At 69.0% G+C, this 26,669-nt stretch carries 22 protein-coding genes; 7 read left to right on the top strand and 15 right to left on the bottom strand.

What is annotated here, in order from left to right:
• Positions 1–66 precede the first annotated feature (66 nt).
• From ACTWM8_RS18440 to ACTWM8_RS18460, 5 genes are all read right to left on the bottom strand, one after another.
• Positions 67–2,928 carry a hypothetical protein gene (locus ACTWM8_RS18440; protein ID WP_446210114.1) on the bottom strand — a complete coding sequence of 954 codons (2,862 nt, stop codon included), beginning with the start codon at positions 2,926–2,928 and terminating at the stop codon, positions 67–69.
• A 233-nt stretch (positions 2,929–3,161) separates the two neighbouring features.
• Entirely contained in the window at positions 3,162–3,509 is a 348-nt protein-coding gene (locus ACTWM8_RS18445) for a DUF7008 domain-containing protein (protein WP_446210115.1), read from the bottom strand.
• A 210-nt stretch (positions 3,510–3,719) separates the two neighbouring features.
• Positions 3,720–4,955, bottom strand: a complete 1,236-nt coding sequence (locus tag ACTWM8_RS18450) for a hypothetical protein (RefSeq protein ID WP_446210116.1) — start codon at positions 4,953–4,955, stop codon at positions 3,720–3,722.
• A gap of 52 nt (positions 4,956–5,007) precedes the next feature.
• The gene (gene pglX, locus ACTWM8_RS18455; protein WP_446210117.1) at positions 5,008–8,589 is read right to left on the bottom strand and encodes a BREX-2 system adenine-specific DNA-methyltransferase PglX; all 3,582 of its coding nucleotides are present in this window, start codon (positions 8,587–8,589) and stop codon (positions 5,008–5,010) included.
• A gap of 73 nt (positions 8,590–8,662) precedes the next feature.
• A complete protein-coding gene (locus tag ACTWM8_RS18460; RefSeq protein WP_441165054.1) occupies positions 8,663–8,902 on the bottom strand; it encodes a winged helix-turn-helix domain-containing protein in 240 nt (79 codons plus the stop codon).
• Between the two features lie 319 nt (positions 8,903–9,221).
• Between ACTWM8_RS18460 and ACTWM8_RS18465 the strand changes: the two genes are divergently transcribed.
• Both ACTWM8_RS18465 and ACTWM8_RS18470 read left to right on the top strand, forming a co-directional pair.
• Positions 9,222–9,515: a DivIVA domain-containing protein gene (locus tag ACTWM8_RS18465; protein ID WP_446210118.1), complete on the top strand. Its 294-nt coding sequence runs from the start codon at positions 9,222–9,224 to the stop codon at positions 9,513–9,515.
• A 270-nt stretch (positions 9,516–9,785) separates the two neighbouring features.
• Positions 9,786–10,805 carry an ADP-ribosylglycohydrolase family protein gene (locus tag ACTWM8_RS18470; protein WP_446210119.1) on the top strand — a complete coding sequence of 340 codons (1,020 nt, stop codon included), beginning with the start codon at positions 9,786–9,788 and terminating at the stop codon, positions 10,803–10,805.
• A 60-nt stretch (positions 10,806–10,865) separates the two neighbouring features.
• Here ACTWM8_RS18470 and ACTWM8_RS18475 read toward each other — a convergent pair whose 3' ends face one another.
• Both ACTWM8_RS18475 and brig1 read right to left on the bottom strand, forming a co-directional pair.
• The gene (locus tag ACTWM8_RS18475) at positions 10,866–11,699 is read right to left on the bottom strand and encodes a hypothetical protein (protein WP_446210120.1); all 834 of its coding nucleotides are present in this window, start codon (positions 11,697–11,699) and stop codon (positions 10,866–10,868) included.
• Positions 11,696–12,583 (bottom strand): anti-phage DNA glycosylase Brig1, encoded by an 888-nt coding sequence (brig1, locus tag ACTWM8_RS18480; protein WP_446210121.1) that lies wholly within the window; start codon positions 12,581–12,583, stop codon positions 11,696–11,698. Before brig1 ends, ACTWM8_RS18475 begins: the two co-directional genes overlap by 4 nt.
• A gap of 60 nt (positions 12,584–12,643) precedes the next feature.
• Here brig1 and ACTWM8_RS18485 point away from each other — a divergent pair, with 60 nt between their 5' ends.
• Together ACTWM8_RS18485 and ACTWM8_RS18490 are read left to right on the top strand one after the other, a co-directional pair.
• Entirely contained in the window at positions 12,644–13,171 is a 528-nt protein-coding gene (locus ACTWM8_RS18485) for a hypothetical protein (RefSeq protein WP_446210122.1), read from the top strand.
• A gap of 41 nt (positions 13,172–13,212) precedes the next feature.
• Entirely contained in the window at positions 13,213–14,193 is a 981-nt protein-coding gene (locus ACTWM8_RS18490) for a hypothetical protein (RefSeq protein ID WP_446210123.1), read from the top strand.
• A gap of 1 nt (position 14,194) precedes the next feature.
• Here ACTWM8_RS18490 and ACTWM8_RS18495 read toward each other — a convergent pair whose 3' ends face one another.
• On the bottom strand, positions 14,195–14,431 hold the full coding sequence (locus ACTWM8_RS18495) for a hypothetical protein (RefSeq protein ID WP_446210124.1): 237 nt from the start codon (positions 14,429–14,431) through the stop codon (positions 14,195–14,197).
• A 494-nt stretch (positions 14,432–14,925) separates the two neighbouring features.
• Between ACTWM8_RS18495 and ACTWM8_RS18500 the strand changes: the two genes are divergently transcribed.
• The gene (locus ACTWM8_RS18500; RefSeq protein ID WP_446210125.1) at positions 14,926–16,023 is read left to right on the top strand and encodes a hypothetical protein; all 1,098 of its coding nucleotides are present in this window, start codon (positions 14,926–14,928) and stop codon (positions 16,021–16,023) included.
• 26 nt (positions 16,024–16,049) lie between these two features.
• Here the strand turns inward: ACTWM8_RS18500 and pglW are convergent, their stop codons facing one another.
• From pglW to ACTWM8_RS18530, 6 genes are all read right to left on the bottom strand, one after another.
• Complete coding sequence (pglW, locus tag ACTWM8_RS18505) at positions 16,050–20,486, bottom strand: BREX system serine/threonine kinase PglW (RefSeq protein WP_446210126.1); 4,437 nt, start codon at positions 20,484–20,486, stop codon at positions 16,050–16,052.
• Between the two features lie 21 nt (positions 20,487–20,507).
• The gene (locus ACTWM8_RS18510; protein ID WP_446214728.1) at positions 20,508–21,074 is read right to left on the bottom strand and encodes a hypothetical protein; all 567 of its coding nucleotides are present in this window, start codon (positions 21,072–21,074) and stop codon (positions 20,508–20,510) included.
• A 328-nt stretch (positions 21,075–21,402) separates the two neighbouring features.
• Positions 21,403–21,615 carry a hypothetical protein gene (locus tag ACTWM8_RS18515; RefSeq protein WP_446210127.1) on the bottom strand — a complete coding sequence of 71 codons (213 nt, stop codon included), beginning with the start codon at positions 21,613–21,615 and terminating at the stop codon, positions 21,403–21,405.
• Between the two features lie 2 nt (positions 21,616–21,617).
• A complete protein-coding gene (locus ACTWM8_RS18520) occupies positions 21,618–22,361 on the bottom strand; it encodes a PASTA domain-containing protein (protein WP_446210128.1) in 744 nt (247 codons plus the stop codon).
• 155 nt (positions 22,362–22,516) lie between these two features.
• Positions 22,517–22,645: a hypothetical protein gene (locus tag ACTWM8_RS18525; RefSeq protein ID WP_446210129.1), complete on the bottom strand. Its 129-nt coding sequence runs from the start codon at positions 22,643–22,645 to the stop codon at positions 22,517–22,519.
• Positions 22,646–22,760: 115 nt separating this feature from the next.
• Positions 22,761–23,627 carry a PH domain-containing protein gene (locus ACTWM8_RS18530; RefSeq protein WP_446210130.1) on the bottom strand — a complete coding sequence of 289 codons (867 nt, stop codon included), beginning with the start codon at positions 23,625–23,627 and terminating at the stop codon, positions 22,761–22,763.
• A 177-nt stretch (positions 23,628–23,804) separates the two neighbouring features.
• Between ACTWM8_RS18530 and ACTWM8_RS18535 the strand changes: the two genes are divergently transcribed.
• On the top strand, positions 23,805–24,293 hold the full coding sequence (locus ACTWM8_RS18535; RefSeq protein WP_446210131.1) for a hypothetical protein: 489 nt from the start codon (positions 23,805–23,807) through the stop codon (positions 24,291–24,293).
• 52 nt (positions 24,294–24,345) lie between these two features.
• Here the strand turns inward: ACTWM8_RS18535 and ACTWM8_RS18540 are convergent, their stop codons facing one another.
• Positions 24,346–26,148 carry an ABC transporter ATP-binding protein gene (locus tag ACTWM8_RS18540; protein WP_446210132.1) on the bottom strand — a complete coding sequence of 601 codons (1,803 nt, stop codon included), beginning with the start codon at positions 26,146–26,148 and terminating at the stop codon, positions 24,346–24,348.
• A gap of 82 nt (positions 26,149–26,230) precedes the next feature.
• On the opposite strand from ACTWM8_RS18540, the gene ACTWM8_RS18545 reads away from it, so the two are divergent.
• Complete coding sequence (locus tag ACTWM8_RS18545) at positions 26,231–26,659, top strand: MarR family winged helix-turn-helix transcriptional regulator (protein ID WP_154936353.1); 429 nt, start codon at positions 26,231–26,233, stop codon at positions 26,657–26,659.
• Positions 26,660–26,669: the final 10 nt, after the last annotated feature.

Genomic DNA, 26,669 nt, shown 5'->3' on the forward strand with positions numbered 1-26,669 from the left:
CGGCCCTGACGGCGAAAGCCCTTCCGGCCACTCCACGGCGTGCAGCTCCATCTGCTCGTCGTAGCTTCAGCGTTTGCGCTGGTGGGGCTTCACGTAGGTGTGGCCCTTGGGAAGACCACTTTCCACAATTCTTGCGTCTCGGACCGCCTCCCGGTATGCGTCCTCCTGCTCGGCAGATGCCTCCGCGCCCGGCGGCAGGCGTCGGAGGAATCCAGCCACCGGGTGCGCGCGTCGGTGCGGATTCCACTCACTGAGGGTGTCGCGCGGTGCCGTTACCGCCTCCACCCGCGGAACGTAGCGCAGCAACGGCACTCGGCGGGATCCCGGACGAGGCGGGTACCACGGGTGCCCATCGGGATCGAGGCTGCCGTTGACCCGGGACAGGGAACCAGCGCGAATGAGCTGCGCCACCGCCTTCGGGATGCGGTTCGCGCGCCGGGATGGCAAGCCCAGTCTCAGGCAGTTCTGTACGAGTGCGTTCTCAGCAAGGATTGCCTCCCCGTCCTCGGTCAGATAGCCGAGCTTGCGCAGCGTGTGCAGGACCCAGCTCGTGTCGGTGAGATCAGGCACGCGGCCGTACTGGTCGACTCCAGGAGCGGTCTCCCTGGTCACGATTCGCGGGTCATACCGGTGGGTGAAATCGACGCCATCGATACGCTCCGGCTGGAGTAGCGGCGTGGTGTAGGCGGTGGCGAAGTCCCGGTCGGGGTGCATGGTGATGGTGACCAAGGTGCCGGGGCCAATGTCCGTCGGCCAGTCGAGGTTGGCAAGCTCCCACCGGCCGTTGCGGCGTCGCAGTGCCACACGCTGCACCGGCGCGAAGGTGGACTGACGGTGCGCCTCGTGGTTGAGGTGTAGGCGGAGCTGCCGCCCTGGTGATTCGTCCGACAGGCGACCGTCCGGCAGCGGACACCACTTCCCGTCGAGGTGCACCCGGTGCAGGGCGACGCGCCACGACATCGCTGCTTTCTCGGGTGCGTCCAGGTTCAGCCATCGGGCCGGGCCGTTCTCGTCCTCCGGCCCGGTGAGCCGGTCGCCGACAGGAGCAGCCGGCGACGGGACGACGACGCCGCCTGCCAAGTGCTGCTCTTCCGTGGTGTGCTCGGAGTCTATGGTGCGCCGAGCCAGTGCCTCCGCCTGCACGGAGCCCTGGTGGCGACGAACGCACGCCTCCGCCGATATGGAGACGTGCCGCCGTCGGCGGGTGAGCCGGTCCAACTGCTTCCGAGTGTCATCGGACAGCGGCGCGTCCAATGCAGTGAACACCTGACCGGCGCGAAGCGCGAGCTGCACGACGTTGACCGCCCTCTGGTGCCGGCTGACAAGATGCAGGCTGGGCGCTTCCTCGCTGAGGCGCAGGGCGGTCCGGCACAACGCCTGCACCGCCTCATCCAGGTCGTTGACCGCCTGACCGCTCCCGTGGCCCTTTTGTCCGCTCTGGTCCACCCAGCCGTAGCCAAACGAGCCGCCCTGCCGAGTGAAGGTCTCGACGGCCACGACCATCAGCTTGGTCCTGGTGGGTGTCTGCTTGAGGACTCTCGGACAGATGGTGTGGCCGTCGGGTGACTGCTCGACCGGGTCCTTCGCCGGGCGTGGCTCGTTTTTGGCAGGTTTTGACGGCTGCTCGCGCTCCTCCTGCGGCTCCGGCTCCCGCTCCGGTTCCGGCTCCGGCTCCGGTGGCGCCTCCTTCCTGCGCTCCCGCACCACCTGCCTGACCGCCGAAGCGCATGCGATGAACGGGTGGCGGACACCTGCGTCAGCGCAGCCCGCTAGATGCTCTTGACAAGCCGCTGCCACCAGACCACTGAGCACGGGATGACTCTTAGCCAGCGCCGTCACCGTCTCGGCGAGGCACTCGGCTCGGAGCCGCCGTACGGAGTCGTCCCGACACACCTGCGCAACCCGTAGGTGGAAGCCGCCGACGATCAACCTCGCCTCCAGGCACCGGGCGCTTCCCCGCGCCAATGCCTCCCCGGCCCGGCGCAGGCGTGCAGCCAGATCGGCCCGAGCGGAGGGAACTGCTCGTCGAAGCTCGCTCTCCGCCGAGTCCCGGGCCTCCTGCAAGGCCGACAGGATGGCGCCAGCACAAGCCACCCACTGCTCCGCCACCGCGACATGAGCCAAACCCGCCTCGAGCTGCCGCCCTTCGAGGTCGTCAAGCGCACAGCGAACGAACGCGGGGGCGTCCATCTGACGTAGACCGGGCACCGAGTCGGGCAGAGCTTCCCCGCTTGCTTTCTGGTAGGCATTCAGCCACGCCCAGAGGTCGCGGGTCGGCCGTTCCCACACGTGTGGAGGCAACTCTCGCCGCTTGAGCACGCCGGCCCAGGCAGCATCGAACAGGTCGGCGGCGACCTCCCGCATGACTCGCGTCTCCAGCGGGTCAGGGGCCAGGGTGGGAGCTTCTGCCGCCGTCAGTTCCCGCTGGTACGTGTTCTTGAAGGTCAAGGCCGCTGCCTGACACACACCGCTCAGGGCGTCCCGGGTCAGGATCAATCGCTCTGCGGTCTCATCGTCACCGGACAGCCGAGCGAGACGCGCCTGCGTGTCGACGAGCAGTTCGGCGTAGCGCGCGGCGGCGATCCCCGCCGGTTCACCGTTTCTCCTTCGGAGCAGGTCCGCCTCGGCCGGCGACAGCGTTCCACCCTCGGCCTCTCCGCGGTGCAGCGAGCGAGCCACATCATGTCCCGAGGCAGCGGACTGACGACCGGCAGCGGTGACTCGGTTGACTGTCGCGCGGCCGGCGCCAAGTTCTTCTTCGCGGGTGTCGCCTTCTTCTTGACGGAGGGCGGCGTTCTCGCAGGACGCATCTTGGCCGCGGGCGCGTCCCGCGCGGAGCCCGGCCGGCTGTAACACCGGATGCACAGCAACTTGGACCACTTGCCGGCGACGGTCACCACTGAGTTGGACATGCTCGTCTGCTGACATTGCGAGCAGCGCAGCGTCATCGGTCGATCGAGGATGAACCGCTGCAGTTCTCCCTGTGGCGGGAATGCCCGCACAATGCGGTATTCGGAGGGACCCCGCGACGCCATCCTGCCTCCCGTAGCACCAACCTGTCAGTAACAAGCTTCGCCACTCCCGGGTCGCGCCGCAGGCGGCGCGACCCCGGTCCAAGCCCGTGCCGGTCAAGCAGCCGGCCGGCACGCCCTGCTCCCTGATTACTGGTGGGTCTTCCGGCCGCGGGTCACCTTCGCCGGGCGCCAGGACGTCAGCGCCTCATCGGTGAGGTGCAGGCGGTTGGTGGTCTCGGCGAGGATGCCGGCGTAGATGTCCGCCGGCGAGGCGCCCCACTCCGGGTCGAACTCGCCGTGCCACTGGCGTACCCAGGGAAGGATCTCGCGCAACCCCGCGACCAGCGGCAGCAGCCGGTCGGCGGCCCAGCCGTCTTCCTGCTCGCGGGCGACGATCAGGGTGGCCAGGGCCTGGGCCTGCTCGCGGTGGTCCCAGCCCGCCCAACCGACCAGCAGCGACGGGTCACCGTCGCGGCTGGCACCCGGGTACGACACGAACCGCTCCTTGGGCACGTCGAGCTGAAGTCCGCCGAGGTGTACTTCGGCGGCACAGGGATCTGCTTGCGGAACTACCGCTTCGCCGCCTCGTCGGGCAGCGCGTCCTCCTGCCGTTGCAGGTCCCACATCGCGCTTACCGCAAGCGATGGTGCGGGCGGAGCCTGCAGTCCCATCGGAGAGCCCGCGTGGCTGACGGTCGGCGCCCACTCACTCTTCCTTGTCGTCCCCGCGCTGGCGGAGCGCTCGCTCGGCGATCCGGCTGGAGAGCTTGCCCGTCGCCCATTTGGCTCGGCCGAGGGTCTCGTCGCCGAGGCGCCTGGCGGCACCAACGCCATCTGCTCCCGTCTCGAGCGCCTTGTCCCTCGCCTCCTTGGCCGCGTCCGTCCATCGTCTCGCCTCCGATGACTGTCGATCGCCCTCGATCCCGAGCCGCCCGTGGAACTCGACGATGGCGATCGAGACATGGTTGCTCGACTTCACCACAGCCGGGGAGTCCATCGGATTCAGCAGCACCTTGGCGTTGGCTCTGCCCGCAGCCGCGTCCATCCGGGCCAGCAGGCGCTCGGTGCACCGGGAGATGAGTTCCAGCCGGTTCTGCCGGGCAGCCCTCAGCCCGAGGCGATGCCCGTCCAACTCCCCCGGCGACGCGTCCAGCACCCGGTCGAGTTCAAGCACAGCGATCGCGTCCTGCAGCTGGAAGCAGCGAGCCAAGACGACGAGCCACTCCTGTCCCTTGGACTCTGCTTCCTTGGCCGCCTTGGCGAGATCACCGATCGTGGTCTTGCGCTCCAGCTTCTCCGCGAGTGCATCGAGTTGACGCAACGCGTACGCCTGGGTTTCCGCGATCGTCGCCGGCGCACCCTGCACCTTCGACCACGTGACTTCGTCGACCCGGCCCCGCTGCTCCCGGATGGTCATCGACTCCTCGATGACGAAGCCCACGCCGATCATGCGGGCCAACACGGCGTCCTTCTGGGCGCGGAGCACATCGTCGACCTTCTCGTCGATCGTGGCGAGATAGTCGGTGATCTCCTTCATGCTCTGTTGCATCGCAACCTGCGCCATGAGCCCCGCTGCGCCAGCCAGGAGCGCAGGGTTGGTCAGATGCGATCCCTTCACGAACTGGAGGTTCTTGACGAATTGGCCATTCTGCGCCCTCAGAGTGGCATGGGCGTTGCCGGAGACCGAGTTCGTGACCATCGGGAACTTGTCCGCGACCTTCGCGGACTCCGCAGTCAATTTCATCCAGCGACCCGAGTTGGCGGCGATCTCGGAACCTGCCTGTGCGACTCCCGCCGCCTTACCAAGGGCAGGTCCGAGCCGATGTAGTCCGAGGTCCTTCGACTGCAGCCCCTCGGAGACGAGGAAGCGTTCGACGGCCGTCGGATCTCCGATGACCGCCAGCCCATCGCCGTCACTAATCAGCTGAATCTCGTTATCCATCATCGACTCCTGAGGTGCGGGCACGGGTACACAGCGACGATCGCTGCTCTGTTCACTGCTTTGCTCTGCGGCCACGGGTGGCCTTGGCCGGGCGCCACGAGGTCAGCGCGTCGTCGGCGAGGTGGAGGCGGTTGGTGGTTTCGGCGAGGAAGCCGGCGTAGATGTCCGCCGGCGAAGCACCCCACTCCGGGTCGAACTCGCCGTGCCACTGGCGTACCCAGGGCAGGATCTCGCGCAACCCCGCGACCAGCGGCAACAGCCGGTCGGCGGCCCAGCCGTCCTCCTGCTCGCGGGCGACGATCAGGGTGGCTAGGGCCTGGGCCTGCTCGCGGTGGTCCCAGCCGGCCCAGCCGACCAGCAGCGACGGGTCACCGTCGCGGCTGACACCTGGGTACGAGACGAACCGCTCCTTGGGTACGTCGAGCTTGCCCCGGTGCTTCCAGTAGCTGCCCTTGAGGAAGTCCGCCGAGGTGTACTTCGGCGGCACCGGGATTTGCTTGCGGAACTCCCGCTTCGCCGCCTCGTCGGGCAGCGCGTCCTCCTGCCGTTGCAGATCCCACACCTGCTCCCAGTCGGCGCGCTTGGCCAGCCCGGAGTCCTTGTAGCGCAACGCGGCCAGGTGCGGCACGTGCTCGTCGGCGACCAGGTCGGCGATCACCTTGCCCAGATCCTGACCGGGCGCGTAGACGTTGGCGACGGTGAGCACGTCGTCGTCGCGGCGCAGCTCATCGGCCAGCTGGGCGGTGGTCAGCGGACGCGGCTGCTCCAACCCGTCGACGTGCTGGTACCACAGCTCGCGCGCCTCGCACCGGTCGAGCAGCCAGTCGCGCAGCGCCTTCGCCTGCATCGCGTCCCAGCCCTCGCTGGCCCAGCGCCGCTTGCACTCCGGCCGCTCGATCAGCCCGATGTTGCGGTTGCCCTCGATGACCGCGATCCGCCGCTCCACCACCGCCCGGTACTCGTCCGACCAGTGCGCCGGCAGCTCCGTGATCGGCGTCGACCCGTGCCGGGCGAACCACTGCGTCTCCGCCTCACCGGCGGCAACGTTGCGGGCGAGCACGATCTCGAACGCCCGCTCCCCCAGCTTCAACTCTGGCACCGACTCGGCCGGCGCGGTCAACTCCTCGTCCAGCAGCCCGTAGAGCGAGTAGACCTGCCAGTCCAACTCCTCCTGCAACGCGATCATCCGCGCCCGAACCGCATGCCACTCGTCGCGAGCGGCAACCAGCCGATCACGGGTGGGAACCCCAGAACCCGCGACCGCCGCCGGCCTCACCGCAGCGAGCCGCTGCGCCAGCCCATCGATCGTCCGGCTCAGGTCGAAGGGGTACGCGTCCGGTAGCGGAAGTCGTTGAACGTTAGTGGCAGTGAACTGATAGCGATCATGCCATTGTTCCGCGCTAACACGCGCTCCATCATCTCCAATTGGATCCCCGCCCTTCGGATAACAGAGCTGCTTGAGCCAATAGCAAACCGAAGAACTGTTCAGGATCCCCAACAAGCCTAGATAGGCATCCTCTTCAGCGCCCCGAGGCAGCTTGATCGCGGGTGCCGTTCTGTCAAATAGACTCCCACCAGGATTGAATGCGAAGTGACCATGGGACGCTAGATCGGTAAAACACACCGATAGCGAGGCAGCATACCGTGAAGCAAAGAACATGCTGTGCTCGAACCACCGCAAGCCGCGTTCCTCGGGCGTCTTTCCGAAGTCAACCCGCCTCCGCAGTACGGTCCTATTAGACCACATCATCCGGGAGGCAGCCTCACCGAAATCGGCGCGATTACCCGCCTCGTCATACGGGAAGACAGCCACCGTGTCCGATTCCGCCACGTAGTCGCGAACACCCGGACCGCGAATCAAGGGTGCAGATTCAGGGGCGACTCCAGTCGTCCGCGCAGCAGCAGGCGGAAGGAAGAAGGCATCATCCAAGCCGGTGTGGGTAGTCCTACCGATAACATCTACAACATCCACCAACCGTCGGGCTGACGCTGCTCCAATCTCTTCGACCAGCTCAAGACCGCCGTCTTGCAATATCCAAGGAAAGCGCCGGAAGTATCGTTGACGATCAAGGTCGTCCGCAGTAACCCATTCGCTAGAGGAACCGGGCGAGAAGACTTGCTGAACGATGGCGCGCCACACAAGGCCTCTTGCCGCATCAGCCGGCGGCTTCGGCTCGCCTCGGACACTCCGGACGGTTCGCACGACAGATCTTTGGCCGACGCTTCTGCTCCGGCCTCCCAAAATTACAGTGGGTGTACCGTGGCCAGGAAGATAGACGCCGGATGTGTCAATGACATGCGTCAGTTCGATCTTGTGACCGAAAAACTCTTTGATCAGATTTTCGCCGTACTCGCGCTTCATGAAGGCATTCGAGGTGATCTGACACACGTAGCCTGCGCCAGATTGATCAGGTTGTGCCTGTCTACCCAGTTCAAAGAAGCGTTGCGCGAAGGGCACAGCAAGAGTGTAGGTAGAGACACAGGTTGAATAGATCTGACGGTACAGTTCCTTCAGGTTCTTATCGGTCACCGCAATGTAGGGCGGATTACCTACCACGACGTGATAGCGACCATCTTCGAGGATGCCGCGGTGCTCATGCACATCCTCGGTCGCGTAGTGGAAGCCAGCCAAGCTATCCGTTTCGGCAAAGAGGTCGAGTTGCCGATCCTTGATAAGGGAGTCACCTACGGCCAAGTGCAGAGGAAAGGCATAGCCAGCCGTGTCCGCAAGAGTTTTAATGCCGCAGGCGCGGAGGGCGGCGACCAGGAGGCGGAAGCGGGCAATGGCTACCGCAAAGGGGTTGATATCGACGCCGTTCACGGCGTCCAGGGCGAGGCGTACCCGCTCGTGAGGGTCGCGGTTGGGGGCGCGCTCCTCCCACTCCTCTAACAGCCGGTGGAACGCGCCGAGGACGAAGTGGCCCGATCCACACGTTGGGTCGATCATCTTCACCACGTCGTGGCCGAACTCGTCGATCGCCGGGGTGAGCGTCAGGTCGAGGATGAACTCCTCGATGAACTCCGGCGTCTGGAGCAGCGCATACGTCTTCTTCGCGTACTCGGACAGGTCCTGGTAGAGGTCGCCGAGAAAGCGGGTGTCCCACTTCGGGTCGGTGAAGTCGTGCACCAGGCCGCCGCTCTCGCTACGCCGGCGCCAGAAGCCGATAAGCTCTTTGGCCGCGTCATGTGACAGCGGGATCTGAAAAAGCGGGTTGTGTCGCCGGTCGAAGAGCGACCGGCCGGCCTGGGTGCTGGCGATTCCGTCGAAGCCTTCGAGCAGCCAGCCACGCAGCGTCTCGTCCGGCCGGTCCCGGAAGAACTGCGCCTCGGCCTCCTCGGCCAGCACTAGCCGGTCCCCCGGCCCCGCGACGTACGGCTCGGCCAGCAGCCCGTTGTCCTCGCAGAAGCGTACAAAGACGGTGCCGAGCACCCATGCGACGGCGACCTGGGTGACCCGCTCGTCCCGCCATGCCGCCCAGGTGGCGGCGGTACGCCCGACCTTGAATGCTTGGTCGTACTCGCCACGCAGCCGGAGGCGCACCTCCTCGACCGACTCGGCCTGCTCCCGCAGGTCCTTTTCCAGGTTCTTGACCTGCTTCTGCAGGTCGGATAAGAGCAGCTTCCGGTCGATCACGCGATGACTCTAGTCGTCCCGTCGACGGGACGGGAGGTACCCGTAAGGCCCGTTCTGGCCGACGGGTCGCTACCTACGGCTCCCGCATCCAGAGCTTTGGATCGTTGACGAAGATGCCCTTGCCCTGGTGTCGCCAGATCACGCGCAGCGCTTCGAGCCGGACGTAGACCTGCTTCACCGTCGACGGACTGACCTTGTGCGTCGCGGCGAGCTGAGCGATCGAGGGCAGCTTGTCCCCCGGCTTGAGCTTCTTCGCCCTGATGTCGGCGACGATCTCGTCGGCAATACGGATGTAGTCGGCGGTAATCGGCATGACTCCCCCTGCGTGGCATGCCAATTCGATCACGCAAGGACACCCGCCAACAACTCTACGTTTGACTAAGACGACTGGGACAGCTAAGTTGGCTTCTGCCTCTCCCCTTGCGTGGCAACAAGGCACAGAGGTGATCCCCCTGGTCGGGGCGGGTGCGCGTGCCCGTCCCGACCCACCGGACTGCTCCGCTGTCGTACCGCTGATCAGAGCTGCGGCGGCGGAGCGGGCGGGCCGCCCGCGGCCGGCGTGCGGACGGCCCGCCCTTCCAGACCCACCGCAAGGACCTTCCCCGCTCCCGCCTGTACAGGAGAGGATCGACGTGGCCCAGGTGTATCGAGGTGGCCAGCTCTGCGGGACCGGTCGCCCGGCCCGGTTGACCCCACACGAGGTGCGGACCCGCACCTTCGACCCGCGCCGCCGTGGCGCCGACCCCGATCAGGTACGCGAGTTCCAGGCCCTGGTCGCCGACGAGCTGACCGACCTGCACCAGCAGGTACGCCTGCTCAGCCAGGAGAACGACCGGATCAAGCGGGCGCTGCGCGACTGGCAGACGATGCACGCCCGGGAGTGCCGGCCGTCGCAGGAGTACCACACCAACGAGGGCCGCTGGTAGCCGTGCGCCCCTCCCCCGGAGACCTGCTGATCATCGACGGCCGGGCCTCGGTGCAGTTCGCCGGCGACCGTGCCCTGACGTTCCGCGTCGTGTCAGTCTGCGACCGGCCGACGTATGCCGGCTGGGTCTGGCTGACCGGCTACGTCATCAACCGGCGCGGCCAGGCGACCGCCAAGCGAGAGGTCTACGTCCAGCTCGCCGGCCTCCGCCCCACCACCAGCACCTCGGCCCCGAAACGCTCCAGTGCTACCCGCCCCTATGATTCGCGAAATGACCAAGGTGACGGCAGAACAGCTCGCAACCGCTCGGGGCTGCGTGCTCGGGCTGATGCTCGGTGACGCGATCGGCGCGACGGGCGGCAACGTGCCTGTCAGCGGAACCCTGCGGGCCACCAGCGCCGGCCAACTCGCCTGCTTCACCATCGACGGCCTGATCCGCGCTCACGTACGCGGCATGCACAAGGGGATCTCCTCTCCACCCATCGTTGTCTGGCGCTCCTACACCCGCTGGGCTGCCATTCAGCAGATTCCCGGCGTCAAGCTGTGGGACGAGGCGGATTGGCCGAACGGCTGGCTGACGAAGGTGCCGGCGTTGGCGGAGCGGCGCGGATCCGCGCCAGCCACAGTCGCGGCATTGCAGGGCCAGACCATGGGCACCATCGACAAGCCTGTCGGCAAGAGCATCGGGGCACACGCTCTCACCCGTACCCTGCCGGTCGCCCTGGGCCCTCCGCTGGACCCCGCGGCCATCGCCGCACTCACCCACGGCGGAGAAGCGTTGGCCGCTGCCAGGCTCGGCGTGGAAATCGTTCGCCTGGTGGCTTCAGGTGAGCACCTCGATGCCGCCGTTGACCGGGTGCTTCTGGCTGACGAGGACCGATCTGAGGGGGCGGTTCGGTCGCTGGCTCTGGCACTGGCTGCCGCCCGGTCGCGGCCCGGCCAGCGGGCGGAGCTGGCTGGCCTCGCGCCCGACGCAAAGGCGGTGTCCGCACTGGCCGGTGGGGTCTACGTGGCCCTGTCCTTCCCCGATCGGAGGTCGATCCGCGACGCGCTCTTGTTGGCTGCCTCGGCCGACGACGGCGGCCAGGTGGCGACGGTGGCTGGCACGCTGCTGGGTACGACGCACGGGCCCGACGCGCTTCCGGTCGACTGGCTGTCCCGGCTGGAGTTGGCCTGGGCGGCCGACACCCTGGCCCGCGACTTCGTCACCGAAATCGAGGACAGCCCGTCCGGAGGCGATTACGTTCCGGCGACCGACCCGCACTGGTGGAGCCGCTACCCCGGCGGCTGACCGTCGATGCCCCCTGATCTCCGTTGCGGTCGATATTGCCGGTCGAAACGGCTCGCCTCGTTACCAGCGCAGCGCGGCCTTGATCGTCGGAACGACCGTTCCGTACAGGTACGGCGCGCTGGTCAGCCGCCCCCAGTGGTCGGTCAACCTCATGGCCGACGGATGAGTGAATGCGGCGACGAGCGTGTCGACGCCGGCGATTCGCGCCTGCTCAAGGTGCGGTGCAATCTGACGGCGGCGGCTCATGAGCGCGGTGAGCGCCTTGTAGACCTCGACGCCCTGGACGATGCACAGGGTCGGCTCGAGGATCGTGATCGTCGCTGCCATGTGAGGGGCACAGTTCCGGCTCATCGTCGCGTTACCCAGCGACTTGGTCGTGCCGTTGACAACGGCGGAGCACAGCCGCATGTTTGCCATGGCATAGGCATCGAAGAGGTGTATTGGGGAACGGGCGCCTTCCAGGCGGAGGTGTTCGCCGTCCCGATCGGCCCCAGGGTCACGCCCGACGGCGAGCCGCAAGGCGCTGGTGACACCGCGCATATGCGGGTTCCGTGCGGTGAACGCCAGGCTGGCGGACTGCATCACTTCGGCGTGGCGCTCCTTGAGCGTCACGCCCTCTCGCGTACGTCCGGTCTCCATAGCGATGACCAGGGTGCGCGTCGGCACCCCGTTGATCATCAGGTCGAAGTGGTGACCGACGTGCGACAGCTGCCCCGCGGCGAACGCAGCGTCCGGTCGGGAAGCCGCGTGGCGTCCGCCCAGGACGCTCTGCCGGCAGCTGCCGAGCCTCGGGCAGACGCACTGTCCGGATGGTCCCAAGACATGCTCAGCCATGTACTGACCGAGCTTGTCGATCCGCCTGGCGGTGACGACGGTGTCGCTGGCGATGGTCATGTCGACGGTTGCTCCGGAGAGGCCGGAGTGAGGGGCGGATCGCTGGAGGCCCCCGCTCTGGGACGGGGCGTCATTCCTTCGCTCTGGCCGTCGCCCGACGGCCCGACGAGTGCGGCGCGAAGGAGGGCAGTCTCCTTTGCGCTCGGCGGCCCAGCCGAGCCGGCGTGCCACTCAACGACCAGCCGCTGCCCCGAGGGTAGCCGGTACGTTCGCACCGCCCGGCTGGGCACCTTCGACCCGTAGTCGGTGCCGCCGCATCCCAGCTCTCCCGTTATCCGAAGGTCGAGCGCGCCCGCCAGAGCATCCCATGGCTTGCCGAAGGCGAAGACGTCCTGCACCGGCAGCTCCGCGATCGGCTGCCACACGAACTCCTCAATGTCCTTGGGCGGCGGCCGCAGGGGCGCCGTGATGGATCTCGAGTGCCAGGGGTAGCACTCGAAGATCAACAGGTCGCGATGGTCGGCGCCCGGCTCCTGGAGCCAGTTGCGGGTGAACTGGAGGCGCGCCTGGTAGTAACGGTTACGGCCCATCTCGTCTGGGCGCGTCCAGGGCGGGCGGTTGTAGGGGCACGTCGTCGCCCACTTGCTGTACGAGCCGTGCTGCTCGATCTCTCTCGCGAAGATGCCGTCCCGCGCCTGAAAGCGGGAGCGAAACTCGCCGGGGTTCAGCCCGAGCACCACCATCCGCGGTGTGTGCTCCAGGCCGAGGAGGTCACCGTGATACGGCTCCGGGAAACCCTCACGGGTCACTTCGCCGGGACCGACGCCCACATAGGAGCCGAACCAGTCCGACAGCCGTGGCGGTAGTTGGTCTTCACCTTTGAGCCACGCCGCGATGTGGGCGTCCCAGAAGGCGGCAACCCGCTCCCGTGCAGAGGTCGTCATGACGAAAACCTAGCGATGGGGCACTGGCGAAGCCAATGCGAAACGCGAAGAATCAGCGGCGTGACCGGTGACCTGCATCAGCTCGCGGCGTTGTTGCGCGCCCGCGACGACCTTGACGCCAGGATCGCGAAGCTGACCGGGCGATCGGTCCGGCAGGGCGACATCGGCGAGTTCATCGCCGCGCAGGTGTTCGGCATCGACCTCGCCGGCATCGCGACCCAGGCCGGCCACGACGGCACATTCAGGTCCGGGCCTTTCGCCGGCCAAACGGTCAACGTCAAGACCTACGGGGACGCGTTCACAGGCATCGACATCAGCCCGCATCCGTGCAACCTCCACCTGGTCCTCAGCGGGCCACGACGACCGCTCGGCGCAGTCCAGCACCATCAGTGGCGGATATCCGCGGCGTACCTGTTCAACACCCGCCGCCTACTGGAGACCCTGAACGGCAGGGGCGTCAAGGTTGGCACGGCGACGAGCATCCGCAGGAACGACCTCGAAGCCGCTCAGATCTTCCCGACCGCCGGCTCGGATTCGCCGCTGCGCCTGACACCGGAGCAGACAGCGCTGATGTCGCTGTTCGCTTGACGCCCATCGAAAGGAAGCGACTGATGCGGCCGGACCCTTTGGTGGCGCAGCAGGTCAACTGGGCACAGTACGAGCCAGGCCAGCTCGCCGGTCACTACGAGAGCTTCTACCAGCGGGCCAACCATCCCACGCGGCCGTTGGCGTTCTGGATCCGCTACACGATCTTCAGCCCGGCAGGTCGTCCGGCCGACGCGATCGGCGAGTTGTGGTTCGTCCTGTTCGACGGTGAGACCGGGCAGCACGTCGTGGGGAAACAGGAACGCCCGATTGCCGAATGCGACTTCGATCGGCGCGCGTTCTCGGTGCGGATCGGGGACGCGACGTTGGGACCTGAGGCGTTGGCAGGCGCGGCGGACGACGTGCGTTGGCAGTTGACGTTTGCCAGTGACCAGCCCTCGCTCTACCTCTTGCCGCCACGGCTGTACCGCGGCGGCTTTCCGAAGGCGAAGAGCCTTGTGGGCAACCCACTAGCCCGCTACGACGGCGAACTGGTCGTAGGCGAGCGCCGGATCAAGGTGGACGGCTGGGTGGGCAGTCAGAACCACAACTGGGGCACCCGCCACACCGACCGGTACGCCTTCGGTCAGGTCGCCGGCTTCGACGACGCGCCGGACAGCTTCCTGGAGGTGGCCACCGCGAGTAACCGAATCGGCCCGCTGAACCCGCCGATGGTGACCCTGCTGGTGTTGCGCCACCGAGGCCAGGAGCATTCCCTGGTCTCGCTGTGGCAAGGGATCCGGGCGACCGGCCGCTTCCGGTATTTCGCCTGGGACTTCGCCTCACAATCCCGTTCGACGCGGATTCGGGGGCGTATCGAGGCACCGGCCGAGGCGTTCGTCAGCCTGGCGTACTCGAATCCACCGGGCGGGGTGAAGCACTGCCTCAACACCAAAATTGCGCGTTGCGAGTTGGAGGTGACCGACCGCCTCACGGGCGCTCAGGAGACCCTGCTCGCCGAAAACCGCGCCCTCTTCGAGATCCTCACGGACGACCGCGGGCACGCCATTGCGATTCGGGCATAGGTCACGGTGTGACGAGGGCGCTGCGGTGAGCGTTGACGACCCAGGCGTCTGGTAGGGCGATCCACTCGTTGTCGCCCACCCGCACCACCGCACCGTCCAGCATGGGCAGCAGCGACGGGTCCTCCATCGGGCAGAGCAGCCACACGTCACCGGCCCCACCACGCGCCGCGTCGGCCAGCTCATAGAGCCGGTCAATCGCCCGGTACCGCGCCAGCACCGCCGCGTCGTTCAGCAGCACCGGCCCCGCCTCGGCCGACAGCTCGGCGCGCAGCTCCGGCCTTCCGCGTCATCTCGGTCTGCGACCGTCCGACGTACGCCGGTTGGGCCTGGCTGACCGGCTACGTCATCAACCGACGCTGCCAAGCGACTGTGAAGCGAGGAGTTTACGTCCGAATCGCCGGTCTTCGTGCACTCCGACCAGCCGGCGACCAGCACGGCGGAGTGCGGGCCCGCAGGGAGAGACTTGGTGAGGCCACTGATCTACGCAACATCGCGTCGGCTATACGACAACCCGCTGGCACAGATTGTGACTCCACACTAGCTTCCGGCGGAACGCTTCACGGCGCTAGAACGCCTCCGACGCGATGCGTGCCGCTGGGCACCAAATTAAAATGAGGGAGTTCGGTGGATTTCGACCCTTCCCGAATGCCGACCCGAGCGCCGGCCGCAATTTGGCGGGCAATTCGCTTTCTTGAATGGCGCAAGGCACGACGCCAGATAGTGAAGACACTCATGGAGGAGTCCCTCCAGATCGCCATCTACCCGCATGCCCACGAATCCCGGGAAGCTCAACTAGCCGCCTGCGAGCTCTGGGAAATTATGCAGGAGATACGAGTACCGGGCGAGGCCTCGCCGAAAGGACTTCTTTCGAGCGGCAGCGCCAGGACAGAGGACTTCATATACGGAAAGTTCCCGAGATTCGGAATATCCTCGGTCGACATCAAGACGCGTATAGCGCATTGGGTACGCAAGGCGGCACTTTCAGAGAAAGGGCGTGACCTTTTCGAGGCCTTGGACGCAGATGAACTCAAGCCTCTAGACGCGAAGCAGCTCGGATTGATGGTGGCGGAGCTATTTCTGCAGAGGCTGGAAGTGAGTCGATCCCGGGAGCGGGATCTTGAGTTGGCACGACTGTGGCTCAGAGAGGAAATCAGAAAGCACGAGGAAAACGCGCTCGATCTCCACCGACGAGGTGTGGAGACGGAGGCAGCGCGCGCCATCGAGGTCTCCAGCGCTCTAGCACTCGGCGGTACAGTCTCATACTTGCTTGACAACGTCGGCGTGCACGGCATACCTACGGTGGTCGCAGGATATAGTACAGCCATCGTGGTCGCACTCGGAAGCAGGTATGTCGTAAGGCGAAGGCCACTGTTGCCACGCCAGGTTGAGTATCGCCTTTATGTGCTGGAGGTAATCTGCGCCTTCCTGCAAGGAATCTTCCGCATGCCTGTCATGCGGTCGGTTCCGGTGGCTAGGTCAATCGTGCAGCAAGCCCTTTCTTTCCAGCCCGTAGCTAGGTCTGCCATACCGGCACTAGAGGGTTCCAGAATTCCTGAAAGCCGGGGTTCGCCTGAGCCCTACAATGTAGACCGAAGCCTTCCATGGCAGGGCGACCTGGTTGTTAACGAACAACCTTCGACCGCAGCTTTCGAGGATGCTTTGACGCAGTTGCGCACCGACGCAAGTCGCCTCAACGATCTGGGTGCGGCTGTCACCGACCCCCTTGTGCAGGCCGCTGTTATGCGGCTGGAGAAGGTCGCCGCAACCGCTACGCATCCGGAGGACGTATATGGCGCCGTCATCCACGTCCTCGACGCGCTTTCACGTTGACGAAGGCGCCGATGAGCGAGCGAGGTTCAGGTGCTGACGACGGCGCCGCGGTGGGCGTTGACGACCCAGGCGTCCGGCAGGGAGATCCACTCGTTGTCGCCCACCCGCACCACCGCACCGTCCAGCTTGGGCAGCAGCGCCGGGTCCTCCATCGGGCAGAGCATCCACACGCCTCCCGCCCCACCGCGCGCCGCGTCGGCCAGCTCGTAGAGCCGGTCCATCGCCCGGTACCGCGCCAGCACCGCCGCATAGTGCAGCAGCACCGGCCCCGCCTCGGCCGACAGCTCGGCGCGCAGCTCCGGCGCGGCCAACTGCCACGCCCGCTCGACGTACTCGCCCAGCTTGATCGCCCCCCGGGAGCCGGGCGGCGCGATGTCCGCCCCGACCACCGTCTCCCAGGTCGGCTTGGGGTGCGCGTCGACCAGGGCATGCAGGTGGTCGAGGAAGCGGGCCGCCACGTTGACCGGCCGGGCGTCGAATCGCCGGGCCAGCTCCTCCCGCGCCAGTCCGTACCGCGACAGTCGTACCGTCAGCGCCCGGAACCCGCCCGCGGACCTCGCGCCGGTCAGCCGCTCCTCGGCCCGCATCGCCGCCGCCAGCTCCGGCGACTCGGCCGTCCACCGGCTCGGCGCGACGGTCACCGACGGGCGCCGCTGCATGATCGACATGGAGGACGAGGCGTTGCGGGGCGGCAACGGGATGTACCGGTCGCGGTCCCAGCGCAGCTCGAAGCCGGCCTCGGCGAGCAGCCGGTCCAGCTTCGGGTGCGGGGGCAGCGGGTCCAGCTCCGGGAAGCGCGTCCGCACCCGCTGGGTCACCTGCTCCGGCGTCAGCCCGCGGCCCCCTTCCGGCGAGGTCGCCGGCGGCACCACGCCGGCCTGGGCCAGCCGCAGTGCGCGGACCGGATCGAGGTCGCGCGGGTAGAGCTCCAGCCGCGCGGTCGCGGCGGCGCGCTCCGAGGCCGCCGCGGCGAGCAGCACCCGTCGCCGCTCGTCGATGACGTCGGCGGCGCCGCCGGGCGCGGTCACCGCCGCGAGGGTACGCAGCACCGTCGCGGGACTGGGCAGCACCTCGCTGGCGGCGAGCTTGTCGGCGGCCCTGCCGAGCGCGTCGGCGTAGTCGAGCAGCGCCGGCGCGGCCGGGGTGTCCGGTGCGTCGTCCTCGCCCGCTTCCAGGGCCACCAGCAGCCGGTCACCGCGCGGGTGCGGCGTGCCGTTGATGTCGGCGCGGGCATGCCGGCGCAGCAGCAGGCGCGGCTCGTCGGCGAGCGCGTCGACCTCCACGGCGGCCCGCACCGCGGCGACCGCCACCGCGAGCCGCAGCGCATCCCCGGTACGCACCGAGCCACGGCTGATGAGCAGCGCCGCAGCCAGTTCGGCGACTCCCGTCACCCGCCCGCCGTCGCGCAGCAGCTCGATGATCTGGGTACGCACACTGCCCACGACCGGCAGCTCGTGCCAGCGCTTGCGCTGCTTGCCGAGGATCTGCGCGATCCGGCCGGGGGTCACCCCGACGGCGGCGGCGACCTGCGGCTGCTGCGGCCAGAGCGGCAGCGCGGGCAGCCCGCCGGACTCGTCGGGCAGGTTCAGCAGCAGCCGAGTGGCCTCCACCTCGGCGGCGTTGCGGCTGTTCTTGACCGGTACGAGCAGGGTGGCGATCGCGTCGAGGCCGACGCGTACCAGATCAGTGTCGCGGTCGCCGGCGGTGGTCTCGGTGGCGACCTCGGCGGTGGCCTCCTTGTGGGCGGCGGCCGAGGTGGGAATGGCCTCCCGCTCGCCCAGCCGGGTGCGCCAATCCTTGACCCGGCGCTGCAGCTCCTTGCGCGTCCTGGCGCCAAGGCCGGGCAGCGTGGCGAACGTGTTGTTGCCGACGGCGAGCAGCTCGCCGACGGTGGTGGCCTGCACCCGGTGCGCGGCGGAGACCGCCCGCGGGGTGAGCCCGGCGGCCTCCAAAGCGGTGGCGCGGGTGGCCTTGCCGGCGGCCTCCTCCCGGGCCTTCTCGGCGGCCTTCTCGTCCGGCTCGTCGGCCTCGATCTCGGGGTGGTCGGTGCCCACCGGGGCGCTCGCGTCGGAGCGGCGGAACACCTGCTGCCAGGCGTCACGCATGTCCTTGAGCGAGGCGAACCGCTGGCGGTGGTCGCGGTGCAGCGCGCGCTGGAAGAAGTCCACCAGGCCGTCGCGGATCGCCGGGTCGAACGCCTCGACGGCCAGCACCGGCGGACCCTCGGTCAGTTGCGGCTCGGTGCCGCCGTCACCCCAGACGGGCAGCTCACCGGAGGCCATCTCGTGCAGGGTGACCCCGAGGGCGTACCACTCGGCGTGCTTGTCGTAGCCGGGGCGGGTGGCGGTGCCGAGGAACGGGTCGAGGTAGCGGGGGGTGCCGGCAGTGATCTCCTTGACCGAGACGCCGGCCAGGGAGAAGTCGAAGAGCACCAGCTGCTTGGTGCGGTTGGGGCGCACCCGGATGGCGATGTTGTCCGGCTTGATGTCCCGGTGGTAGACGCCCTCCCCCTCCAGGTAGTCCAGGGCGCCGAACAGGTAGTCGCTGTAGGTCTCCAGCTCGTCGACCGTGAGCCGGCCGTCGTCGCGCAGCTTGCGGGCCAGGGTGCGGTCACCGGCATGCTCGAGCACCACGACCGTGCGGTTGCCGATCTGCAGCGGCTCCGGCCGGGCCAGCCGGATCACCCGCGAGTCGGTGAGCGGCCCGAGCACCCGCGCCTCGTGCGCCAGGCGGGCGCCCTTCTCGTCGGAGAGCCCGACCTTGAGCACCTCCTCCCGGCGGGTGCGCTCGTTAAAGCCGAGGAACGCCCGGCAGGTCGAGCCGGTGCCGAGGCTGCGGACGATCTTCCACTCGCCGACCCGGTCGCCGCCGCGCGCCTCGAGGGGGTCGACCTGCTCGGGCTCCGGCTCCTCCGGGTGCACCGACTGCGGCGGCGGGGCGGTCAGCTCCTCCTCGACCACCTGGAGCATCTCGACGAACTCGGCCACGGTGGTGAGGCGCTGGGTCGGCACCGGGGCGGTGGCCGCCTGGATCAGCTCGTCGGCGAACTCGGTGATTCCGTCGGCGATCGCGGAGGCGCGCAGCCCGTTGTCCCGCGCGAGCCGGGTCAGCAGCTCGGCACGCTTCGCGGCCGGCGGCTGGCCGGTCAGGATCAGGTAGCTCAACGCCCCCAGGCCGAAGACGTCCATCGCGACCGCGTCCGGCTTCGGCGCGGTCAGCTCCGGCGCGAGGTACGCCTCGGCCGAACGCTCGATGTGCGAGGCCGCGTGCGTGGACAGGGTGACCGGGTCGCCGCTGCTGCCCCCGCCGCTCCCGTCGACACCCCGGGTCGCCGCCTGCCAGTCGCTGATCTGCAGCTGCGGAGTCAGCCACGCCTCGTCCTCGCTACCACCCCGCCGCTGACGTCCCGGGCTGACCAGAACGCTGCGCGCCGACAGGGCGCGATGGTGCAACCGCCGGCGGTGCGCGTACGCGACCGTCTCAGCGAGCTGGCGGATCATCGCCAGGCGGCTCAACGCGTCGAGGCGGTCGCCGTACTGGGCCATGTAGTGGTCGAGGCGGATCGAGCGGGGGTCGTACCGGAAGATCAGCGCCGGCCCGGCCTCGTGCGACTCCATCGAGTCGACCTGGACGATGCCGGGGTGGTTGATGCCGTGCAGCACCTGCATCTCGCGCTTGGCGGCGCGTTCGATGCTGGCCCGCTCGGCCTGCACCGCGTTGCGCTCGACCAGGTAGATCCGGACCCGGCGGCGCTCCCGCTCCAGGTCACTGTGCCGGGCCTGGTGGTCCTGCCAGGTCGGGCCGACATCGAATGGACGGGGCTCCAGCTCCCACGCGCCGATCTGGTAGTGCCGCCGGCTGCGGGCGATGCCGACCTCTTCCAGCAGGTCCGGCAACGCCGCCGACATCTCCTTGGTGACCCGCTGCTGCTCGTCCTGCGGCGGGCGCTGCAGGAACGAGCCGATGGTCGGCAACTGGCCCGGCTGGTGGCCGGGCGCCGGTTCGGGCCCGTAGATGCCGTGCAGGTGGTGATCGGAGAGCCCGATGTGCAGCCCCGGCTTGGACAGGAACACCGCCGCCTGCACGAACGGGATCCTGACCTTCGCCCCCTTCCGGCGTCCGGCGGCGACCTGGAGCAGCGACTTGAGCTTCTTCGCCTTTGCGTCGGCCAGGTGCAGGGGGTTTTCGAAGACCCGGGTCTTGCTCGGCCCGTTCAGGATCCAGTTGGAGCCGCTGGAGATCAGCCGTCCGGTCAGGCTTTTGATCTCGATCAGGTAGAGCCCGCCCGGGCCGGCGACCAGCAGGTCAACCTCGTAGGGATGACCGGTTTGCGCGGTGAAGGTGAAGTTCGACCAGGCTCGGTAGGGCTCGGTGTCCGGCAGCAGCGCCTGGACGTGCGCCAGCGCCTCCCGCTCGTGCGCAAACTGCGACGGCGTGATCGTCGTCCACCGGCCCTCCTGCATGCGGAAGATCCTAAGCCCAGCTCAGCAGGAGTCACACGGGCCGCTCATCGGAAGCTGAACAAAGCAGGTCGGGCAGACGGGCCGGGGAGGCTGCGGGGCCTGCGCGCGACGACGCTGCACAACTACCTGAAGCCTCGGCGCCAGCGCTGGCACGCCGCCACCCGCCGGCAGCGCCGCGCCGAATTGGCGGTAGCAGGCCAGTCGGGAGACGGCAGCGTGCTCCTCCCGCGCCATCTCGTTCTCCGGCGCTGCTTCGCCGGTGACCCTGAGTACCTCCTCGTACCCGCCGCCTACCATGCCGTCCTCGAGTCGAACGACGAGCGCGGACAGCGGGGGGTCACCACGACGTCGCGCTTCGCGAATCACCCGGTTGAGGACCTCTCCGATCCAGTTCTGCAGAAGCGCGGACGTCCGGATACCGGAGGCAGCAAAGAGCCTGTCGCGAAGTTCGCCGTAGGTGATCGTCGCGTGGTATGTCCGGGCGACATCGATCAGAAGGGGATAGGCATGGCGTGCCCAGATGTCCCATGCCTCCCGGGCGCTGATCGGCTCGCCGTCTTCCCGCCAGTACCCACGCTGCTCCGTCACGTCTGTCCCTCCCGGCCACGGTCGCGCGACACTTGCGAGAGAGTACGGCCGCGGTACGACCATGTGACGGCTCGAGTTCGGTATCGGCGCCGGCCTCCCTGAACGTGAACTGCGGGCCGCCGTTCATGCCGACGAACCGCTGGCCGTCCAACTCGAACTCCACCGTCATCACCGTGCCGGCCGGTCCCGGACCGGCCTGGGTGCAGTTCTCTGCGATAGCAGCCCGTGGCCTCGGCGCAGCCGACGACACGGGGAGCGCCGCTCAGCTCACCGGCCTGGGCCGGCACGCCGCCACGGATGCCCCAGCGACAATCCGTGGCGGGCCGGATCAGCAGAACCGGGTCGGGCAGAGCCACCCCGGCACGTTGACGTCGTCGTCACCGTCCCGTGGCACCGTGGGGAGACGTCCACCGTCGTCGCCGTACCGGGTCCTGGTCGGTGGTTTGTCCTTCACCGTCACGACGATCATCCGGCCGATCCGCAGGTCCTGGCCCGCCGGTGGCACGCTGCCGACCACGAGTGAGCTGTACTCGTATGCCATCTTCAGCCCGGCCCGGGCCTTGGTCTCCTCGGCCGGTTCCCAACCGTCGATCGAATACTCGTCGTGGGTTCGCTCGCGTCCTTCGGTGTCGCTGTCCGGTCGTAGCGGACCAGTACAAGTTCGTTCATCCCGCCGAGGATCCCGCCGCGCTCTGTCAGCGTGTCGGTCGGCTTGCCCTTCGGCAGGCGGGGCATCGTCGGGTGCGCGGCGAACCAGGCCGCTTCCTCGTTCTTCAGCACCAGGATCGTCACCTCGCTGCTCGGCGCGACGGGTGTCCCGGCGGGCGGCTCCGTCGCGACGACGGTCCAGTTCTTCTGGATGTACATGTCGCGGGCGAGGGGTGAGGCGTCCTGCATGGTCCACCGCAGGCCCGCCGCCGTGATCAGCCCGGTGGCGGCAAAGGGGGCGCTCCCCACCGCATCTGGCACGGTGGGCCGAACGAAGGGGGACGACGTCACCGGCGGCGTGGGAGGGGTCGGCGACGCCACCGCCGACACGGACGACGCGGACACCGGGTCCCGTTCGGCGAAGACCGACGGGTAGACGGCCGCACCGAACGCGACGGAGGCCAGGGCGACGCACGCGGCTCCGACCGCCTTACCGGCCGACGGTGCCTCTTCCCCGCCCCGGCGCAGCAGCCAGGTGGCGACCACCCACAGTCCCCAGACCGCCCCGATGACCGGCGCCAGGAACAGCGCCAGCAATACTCCGAGGACGGTTACGACGGCCTGCGCACCCTTCGACACCGGATCCACTCCTCCCGCCTGTCCTGCGCAGCGGAACAGATCGCGCCCACGCAAGATCATCCTGCCATGCGCTCTCCAGGGGCGGGACGGTGGTGTGGCCGCTGCCCGGGCAGGGCTCAGTTCTGTGCGGCCCGCTCCGCCTGAGCCTGCCGGGCCTACAGGAACCGCCCCAACCCCGTCCCGTCCTCGCTGGCCAGGGACGCCCCTCGCACGGTCAACAGCGTCTCGTCGGCGTGCGCCAGGCAGCCCCACACCGTGTCGCCCCACGAGTGGGCGAGCTTCACCTCGGCCGGCTCCGGGCAGGCCTCGCCGCAGGAGCCGCCGATCTGGCAGCGAGCCGGCGCACCGCCGCGCCGGCTGACCGCCTCGGCGGCATCCCGGCCCCGCCCCCGACCAGCGCTAGAGCCGCGACAGGATCTCCGCCTTCTTCGCGGCGAACTCCTCCTCGGTGAGGATGCCCGCGTCGCGCAGCTCACCGAGCTGGCGGAGCTGCGCGATGGGGTCGACCGGCGCGGGCGCCGCCGTCGGCACCGGGGCGGCAGGCGGCACCGGGGCGGCGGGCGGCACCGGGGCGGCGGGCGGCACCGGCGTGCCGGGCAGGCCGGAGTAGTGCCGGGTGTTGCTCCGCTGCTGCTGAGCCAACCGCGCGGCGTGGGCGGTGTCGTTGATGACCGCCACCGCCTCGCGCGGCTGCGGGATGTCCTCCAGGACCACCAGCTCGATACCGTTGGAACGCTGCACCTTGACCACCACGCTGCCGAGGCCACGGGCCTTCTGGGTGATGGACTGCCGCAGGTCCACGTCGATCACGTCGCCGATCGGCACCTGCTGCGCGTTGGTCGAGAGGAATCCCCGCTCGAAGTACAACATGGTCTCGGTCAGCTTGTACCGGCCGCCGCCGATCCCGGTGAGCGGCTGTCCGACCGCGGCCCAGAGCACGCCGGGCTCCAGCGGGGCGGGCGCCTGCGGCGGGGGCGACACCGGCACCGTGCTCACCGGCACCGGGGTCATCGGCACCGTCGTCACCGGCACCGGGGTCACCGGTTGCGGCTCCATCAGCTCGGCGGGGCTCTGCGCCACGACGGCGTCGGCCGCTGCGCGCATGGCGGGCAGGTTCGCCGGGCCCTGCGCCACGGCGTCGTCGACGTAGAGCTGCCACCCCGCGGGGGGCGGCGGCCACGTCGGATCCGGCTGCCAACCGGCCGGCGGCAGCCAGCCCTCGGGTGCCGGCGGCCAACCCGGTGGAGTATTGAATCGCAACGCCATGACGATGCCGCACCTCGTTGAATCGCTGTTCAGGACCGGTAGAGACTAGCCGGGCCGGCACCCGCGCAGCTCCGCCGAACGACTGATCATTTTCGGCGTCCGCCGTGCAGCCCCACACCGTGTCGCCCCAGGACTTCTCGCCCCCCACGGGGGCGCCGGCGCCCCTACGATGCGGCCATGCCCCCCTCAGCCGCACCAAGCCCCGGTACCACCGCCCACTGGACGCCGCCGCGACGGCCGGAGTGCTCCTGCCCGGAGCACGCCGAGGAACTCGCCGAGCTGGTGCTGCCCTCCACCGAGCCCGGCGAGCCGCCGATGACGCTGCCGGATCTAGTCGCCGCGAACGCCCTCGGCGTCCTGCCCGCCGAGCCACGCGACCGCTGGTTGGAGGTCCACGACGAGTCGGACTCGGGGCCGGCGCGTCTCGGCCCCTTCCACTGGGGTCTGTGGCTCGGCGACGAGGCCCGGTCGTGCTACGACGACGACTCGGAGCGCTCGCTGGACCAGGCGCTGCTGGACCGTCCGGGCGTCGAGCGGGTCGAGTGGATGGAACGCGAGGAGTTCCTGGTCGGCGCCCCCACCCTGTGCGCGAGCGGGCTGATCGCCGCCATGGCGCGCGCCCTGGCCGACCCCCGGGTACGCGCCGCCGGCCCGCCGACCGCCTAGGCGAGGCCGCAAGACCGCGTCGACGCCGCCGGACTGCCGTCGACGCGCCGGGTCAGCGGGCGAGCGCCGCGTAGCGCCCGTCGCGGTCGATCAGCATGTCGTGGGTGCCGGACTCGACGATGCGCCCGTGGTCGACCACGGCGATCTGATCGGCGTCGCGCACGGTGGAGAGCCGGTGCGCGATGGTGATGACGGTACGACCCCGGACGAGCTGGTCGAAGGCCCGCTGCACCGCCCGTTCGGTCTCGGTGTCCAGGGCGCTCGTGGCCTCGTCCAGCACGAGGATGCGCGGGTCGCGCAGCAGCGTGCGGGCGATCGCCAGGCGCTGCTTCTCCCCGCCGGAGAAGCGGTGCCCTCGGGAGCCCACCACGGTGTCGTACCCGTCGGGGAGGCCGGCGATGAGGTCGTGGATCTGCGCGGCGCGGGCCGCGTCCTCGATCTCGGCGTCGGTGGCGTCGGGCCGGGCGTACCGGAGGTTCTCCCGCACGGTGGTGTGCAGCAGGTAGGTCTCCTGGCTGACCACGCCCACCACGGCCGCGAGGTCGGTCAGCCGCAGGTCGCGCAGGTCGACGCCGTCGATGGTGATCCGGCCGCTGCCGGGGTCGTGCAGGCGGCTGACCAGGGCGGCCAGCGTGCTCTTGCCGGAGCCGGTCTCGCCGACGAGCGCCAGGCTGGTGCCGGCCGGTACGTCCAGGGTGATCCCGGCGACGGCGGCGGTGTCGCTGCCCGGGTAGCTGAAGGTGACGTCCTCGAGGCGCAGGTGGCCGTGGACCCGGGCCGGGTCGATCTCGACCGGGTGCGCCGGGTCGTCCACCTCGACCGGGAGGTCCAGGTACTCGAAGATCCGGGCGAAGAGCGCCAGCGACGCGGTCAGCGAGACGCCGACGTTGAGCAGCCCCATCAGGGGGCGGAACAGCCCGCCCTGCAGGGCGGTGAAGGCGACCAGGGTGCCGATGCTGAGGGTGCCGGCGGTGCCGGGCAGGCCGGCGCTGAGGTAGATCACCGCCGGGATGGCGGCGAAGATGACCGTCATCGTGGCCATCCGCCAGCGTCCGGCCAGCTCGGAGCGGAGTTCGAGGTCGACCAGGCGGGCCGACGAGGTGGCGAACCGGTCGATCAGCGCGGCGCCGGCGCCGAGGGTCTTGCTGAGCTGCACGCCGCTGATCGACAGCCCCTCCTCGATGGTGACGTTGAGGTCGGCCAGCTCGCGCTGGCGCTGCGCGGTGATCTCGCGGCGCATCCGGGCCACCTTGCGGGTCAGCCAGATCGCCGGGGGCAGCACCAGGAGCGAGACCAGGGAGAGCCGCCAGGAGAGCGCCACCATGGCGACCGCGGTGGCCACCACCGTGGTCAGGTTGGCCGCGATCGAGGTGGCGGTGGAGGTGACGACGGTCTGCATGCCGCCGATGTCGTTGGTGATGCGGGACTGCACCTCGCCGGTGCGGGTGCGGGTGAAGAACGCGATCGACTGGCGGTGCAGGTGGGTGAAGACGTCGGTGCGCAGCCGGTGCATCACCAGCTGGCCGACGCGGGTGGAGATCCAGGTCTGCACGACGCCGAGCACGGAGGTCACGGCCGCGACCGCGACCATGCCGACGACCAGCCAGACCAGCAGGGTCAGGTCGCGCTCGGGCAGCGCGCGGTCGATCACGGTACGCAGCAGGAACGGCGTGGCCATCGCCAGCACCGAGGAGACCACGATGATCACGGTGATGGTGGCCAACTGCCAGCGGTACGCGGTGAAGAGCCGGCCGATGCGGCGCAGCGACACGTCGCGGGCCTGGGCCTTCTCGGCGGCGGAGACGGTACGGGGGGCGCCGCCGCGGCCCTCCCGGTGGGTGGGGGTCGGGTCCAAGGAGTGCCTCTATCCTGTCGGGGTCATTGCTGAGGTTACCTCATCATGAGGGAACAACAGGAGTTTCTGCTACCGTATTCCCGTGGACGCCGACGAGCGCGAGGCGCACGACGAGAGCCTGGCCGAGCTGTTCTGGGCGGTGGCCCGCCGGCTGCGCCACCAGTCCCGGCAGACCCTCGAACCGTGGGAGATCAACCCCGGCCACGCCCGCGCCCTCGCCGTGCTCGGTCGGCACGGGCCCATGCGGCTCAGCGCGCTCGCCGACCACCTGCACATCGCGCCCCGCTCCACCACCGAGGTCGTCGACGGTCTGGAGGAACGCGGGCTCGTCGCGCGCCACCCCGACCCGGCCGACCGGCGCGCGACCCTGGTCACGTTGACCGACGAGGGTACGCGGATCGGCGCGGCCATCCGCGCGGCCCGTACCGCCGAGGCGGACCGCTTCTTCGGTCACCTCTCCCCCGCCGACCACGCGCACCTGACCCGCATCCTCCGCACCCTCCGCGACTGACCTCGTCCGT

It is taken from the genome of Micromonospora sp. IBSANI012 (assembly GCF_052814045.1).

Bases quoted from the DNA above. Each gene is read 5' to 3' on its own strand.
- ACTWM8_RS18460 (WP_441165054.1), bottom strand. From the start codon at position 8,902: ATGCCGATTACCGCCGACTACATCCGTATTGCCGACGAGATCGTCGCC.
- ACTWM8_RS18475 (WP_446210120.1), bottom strand. From the start codon at position 11,699: ATGACCATCGCCAGCGACACCGTCGTCACCGCCAGGCGGATCGACAAG.
- ACTWM8_RS18535 (WP_446210131.1), top strand. From the start codon at position 23,805: ATGCCCCCCTCAGCCGCACCAAGCCCCGGTACCACCGCCCACTGGACG.
- ACTWM8_RS18470 (WP_446210119.1), top strand. From the start codon at position 9,786: ATGACCAAGGTGACGGCAGAACAGCTCGCAACCGCTCGGGGCTGCGTG.
- ACTWM8_RS18500 (WP_446210125.1), top strand. From the start codon at position 14,926: ATGGAGGAGTCCCTCCAGATCGCCATCTACCCGCATGCCCACGAATCC.
- pglW (WP_446210126.1), bottom strand. From the start codon at position 20,486: ATGCAGGAGGGCCGGTGGACGACGATCACGCCGTCGCAGTTTGCGCAC.
- ACTWM8_RS18530 (WP_446210130.1), bottom strand. From the start codon at position 23,627: ATGGCGTTGCGATTCAATACTCCACCGGGTTGGCCGCCGGCACCCGAG.
- ACTWM8_RS18450 (WP_446210116.1), bottom strand. From the start codon at position 4,955: ATGGATAACGAGATTCAGCTGATTAGTGACGGCGATGGGCTGGCGGTC.
- brig1 (WP_446210121.1), bottom strand. From the start codon at position 12,583: ATGACGACCTCTGCACGGGAGCGGGTTGCCGCCTTCTGGGACGCCCAC.
- ACTWM8_RS18515 (WP_446210127.1), bottom strand. From the start codon at position 21,615: ATGGCATACGAGTACAGCTCACTCGTGGTCGGCAGCGTGCCACCGGCG.
- ACTWM8_RS18440 (WP_446210114.1), bottom strand. From the start codon at position 2,928: ATGTCAGCAGACGAGCATGTCCAACTCAGTGGTGACCGTCGCCGGCAA.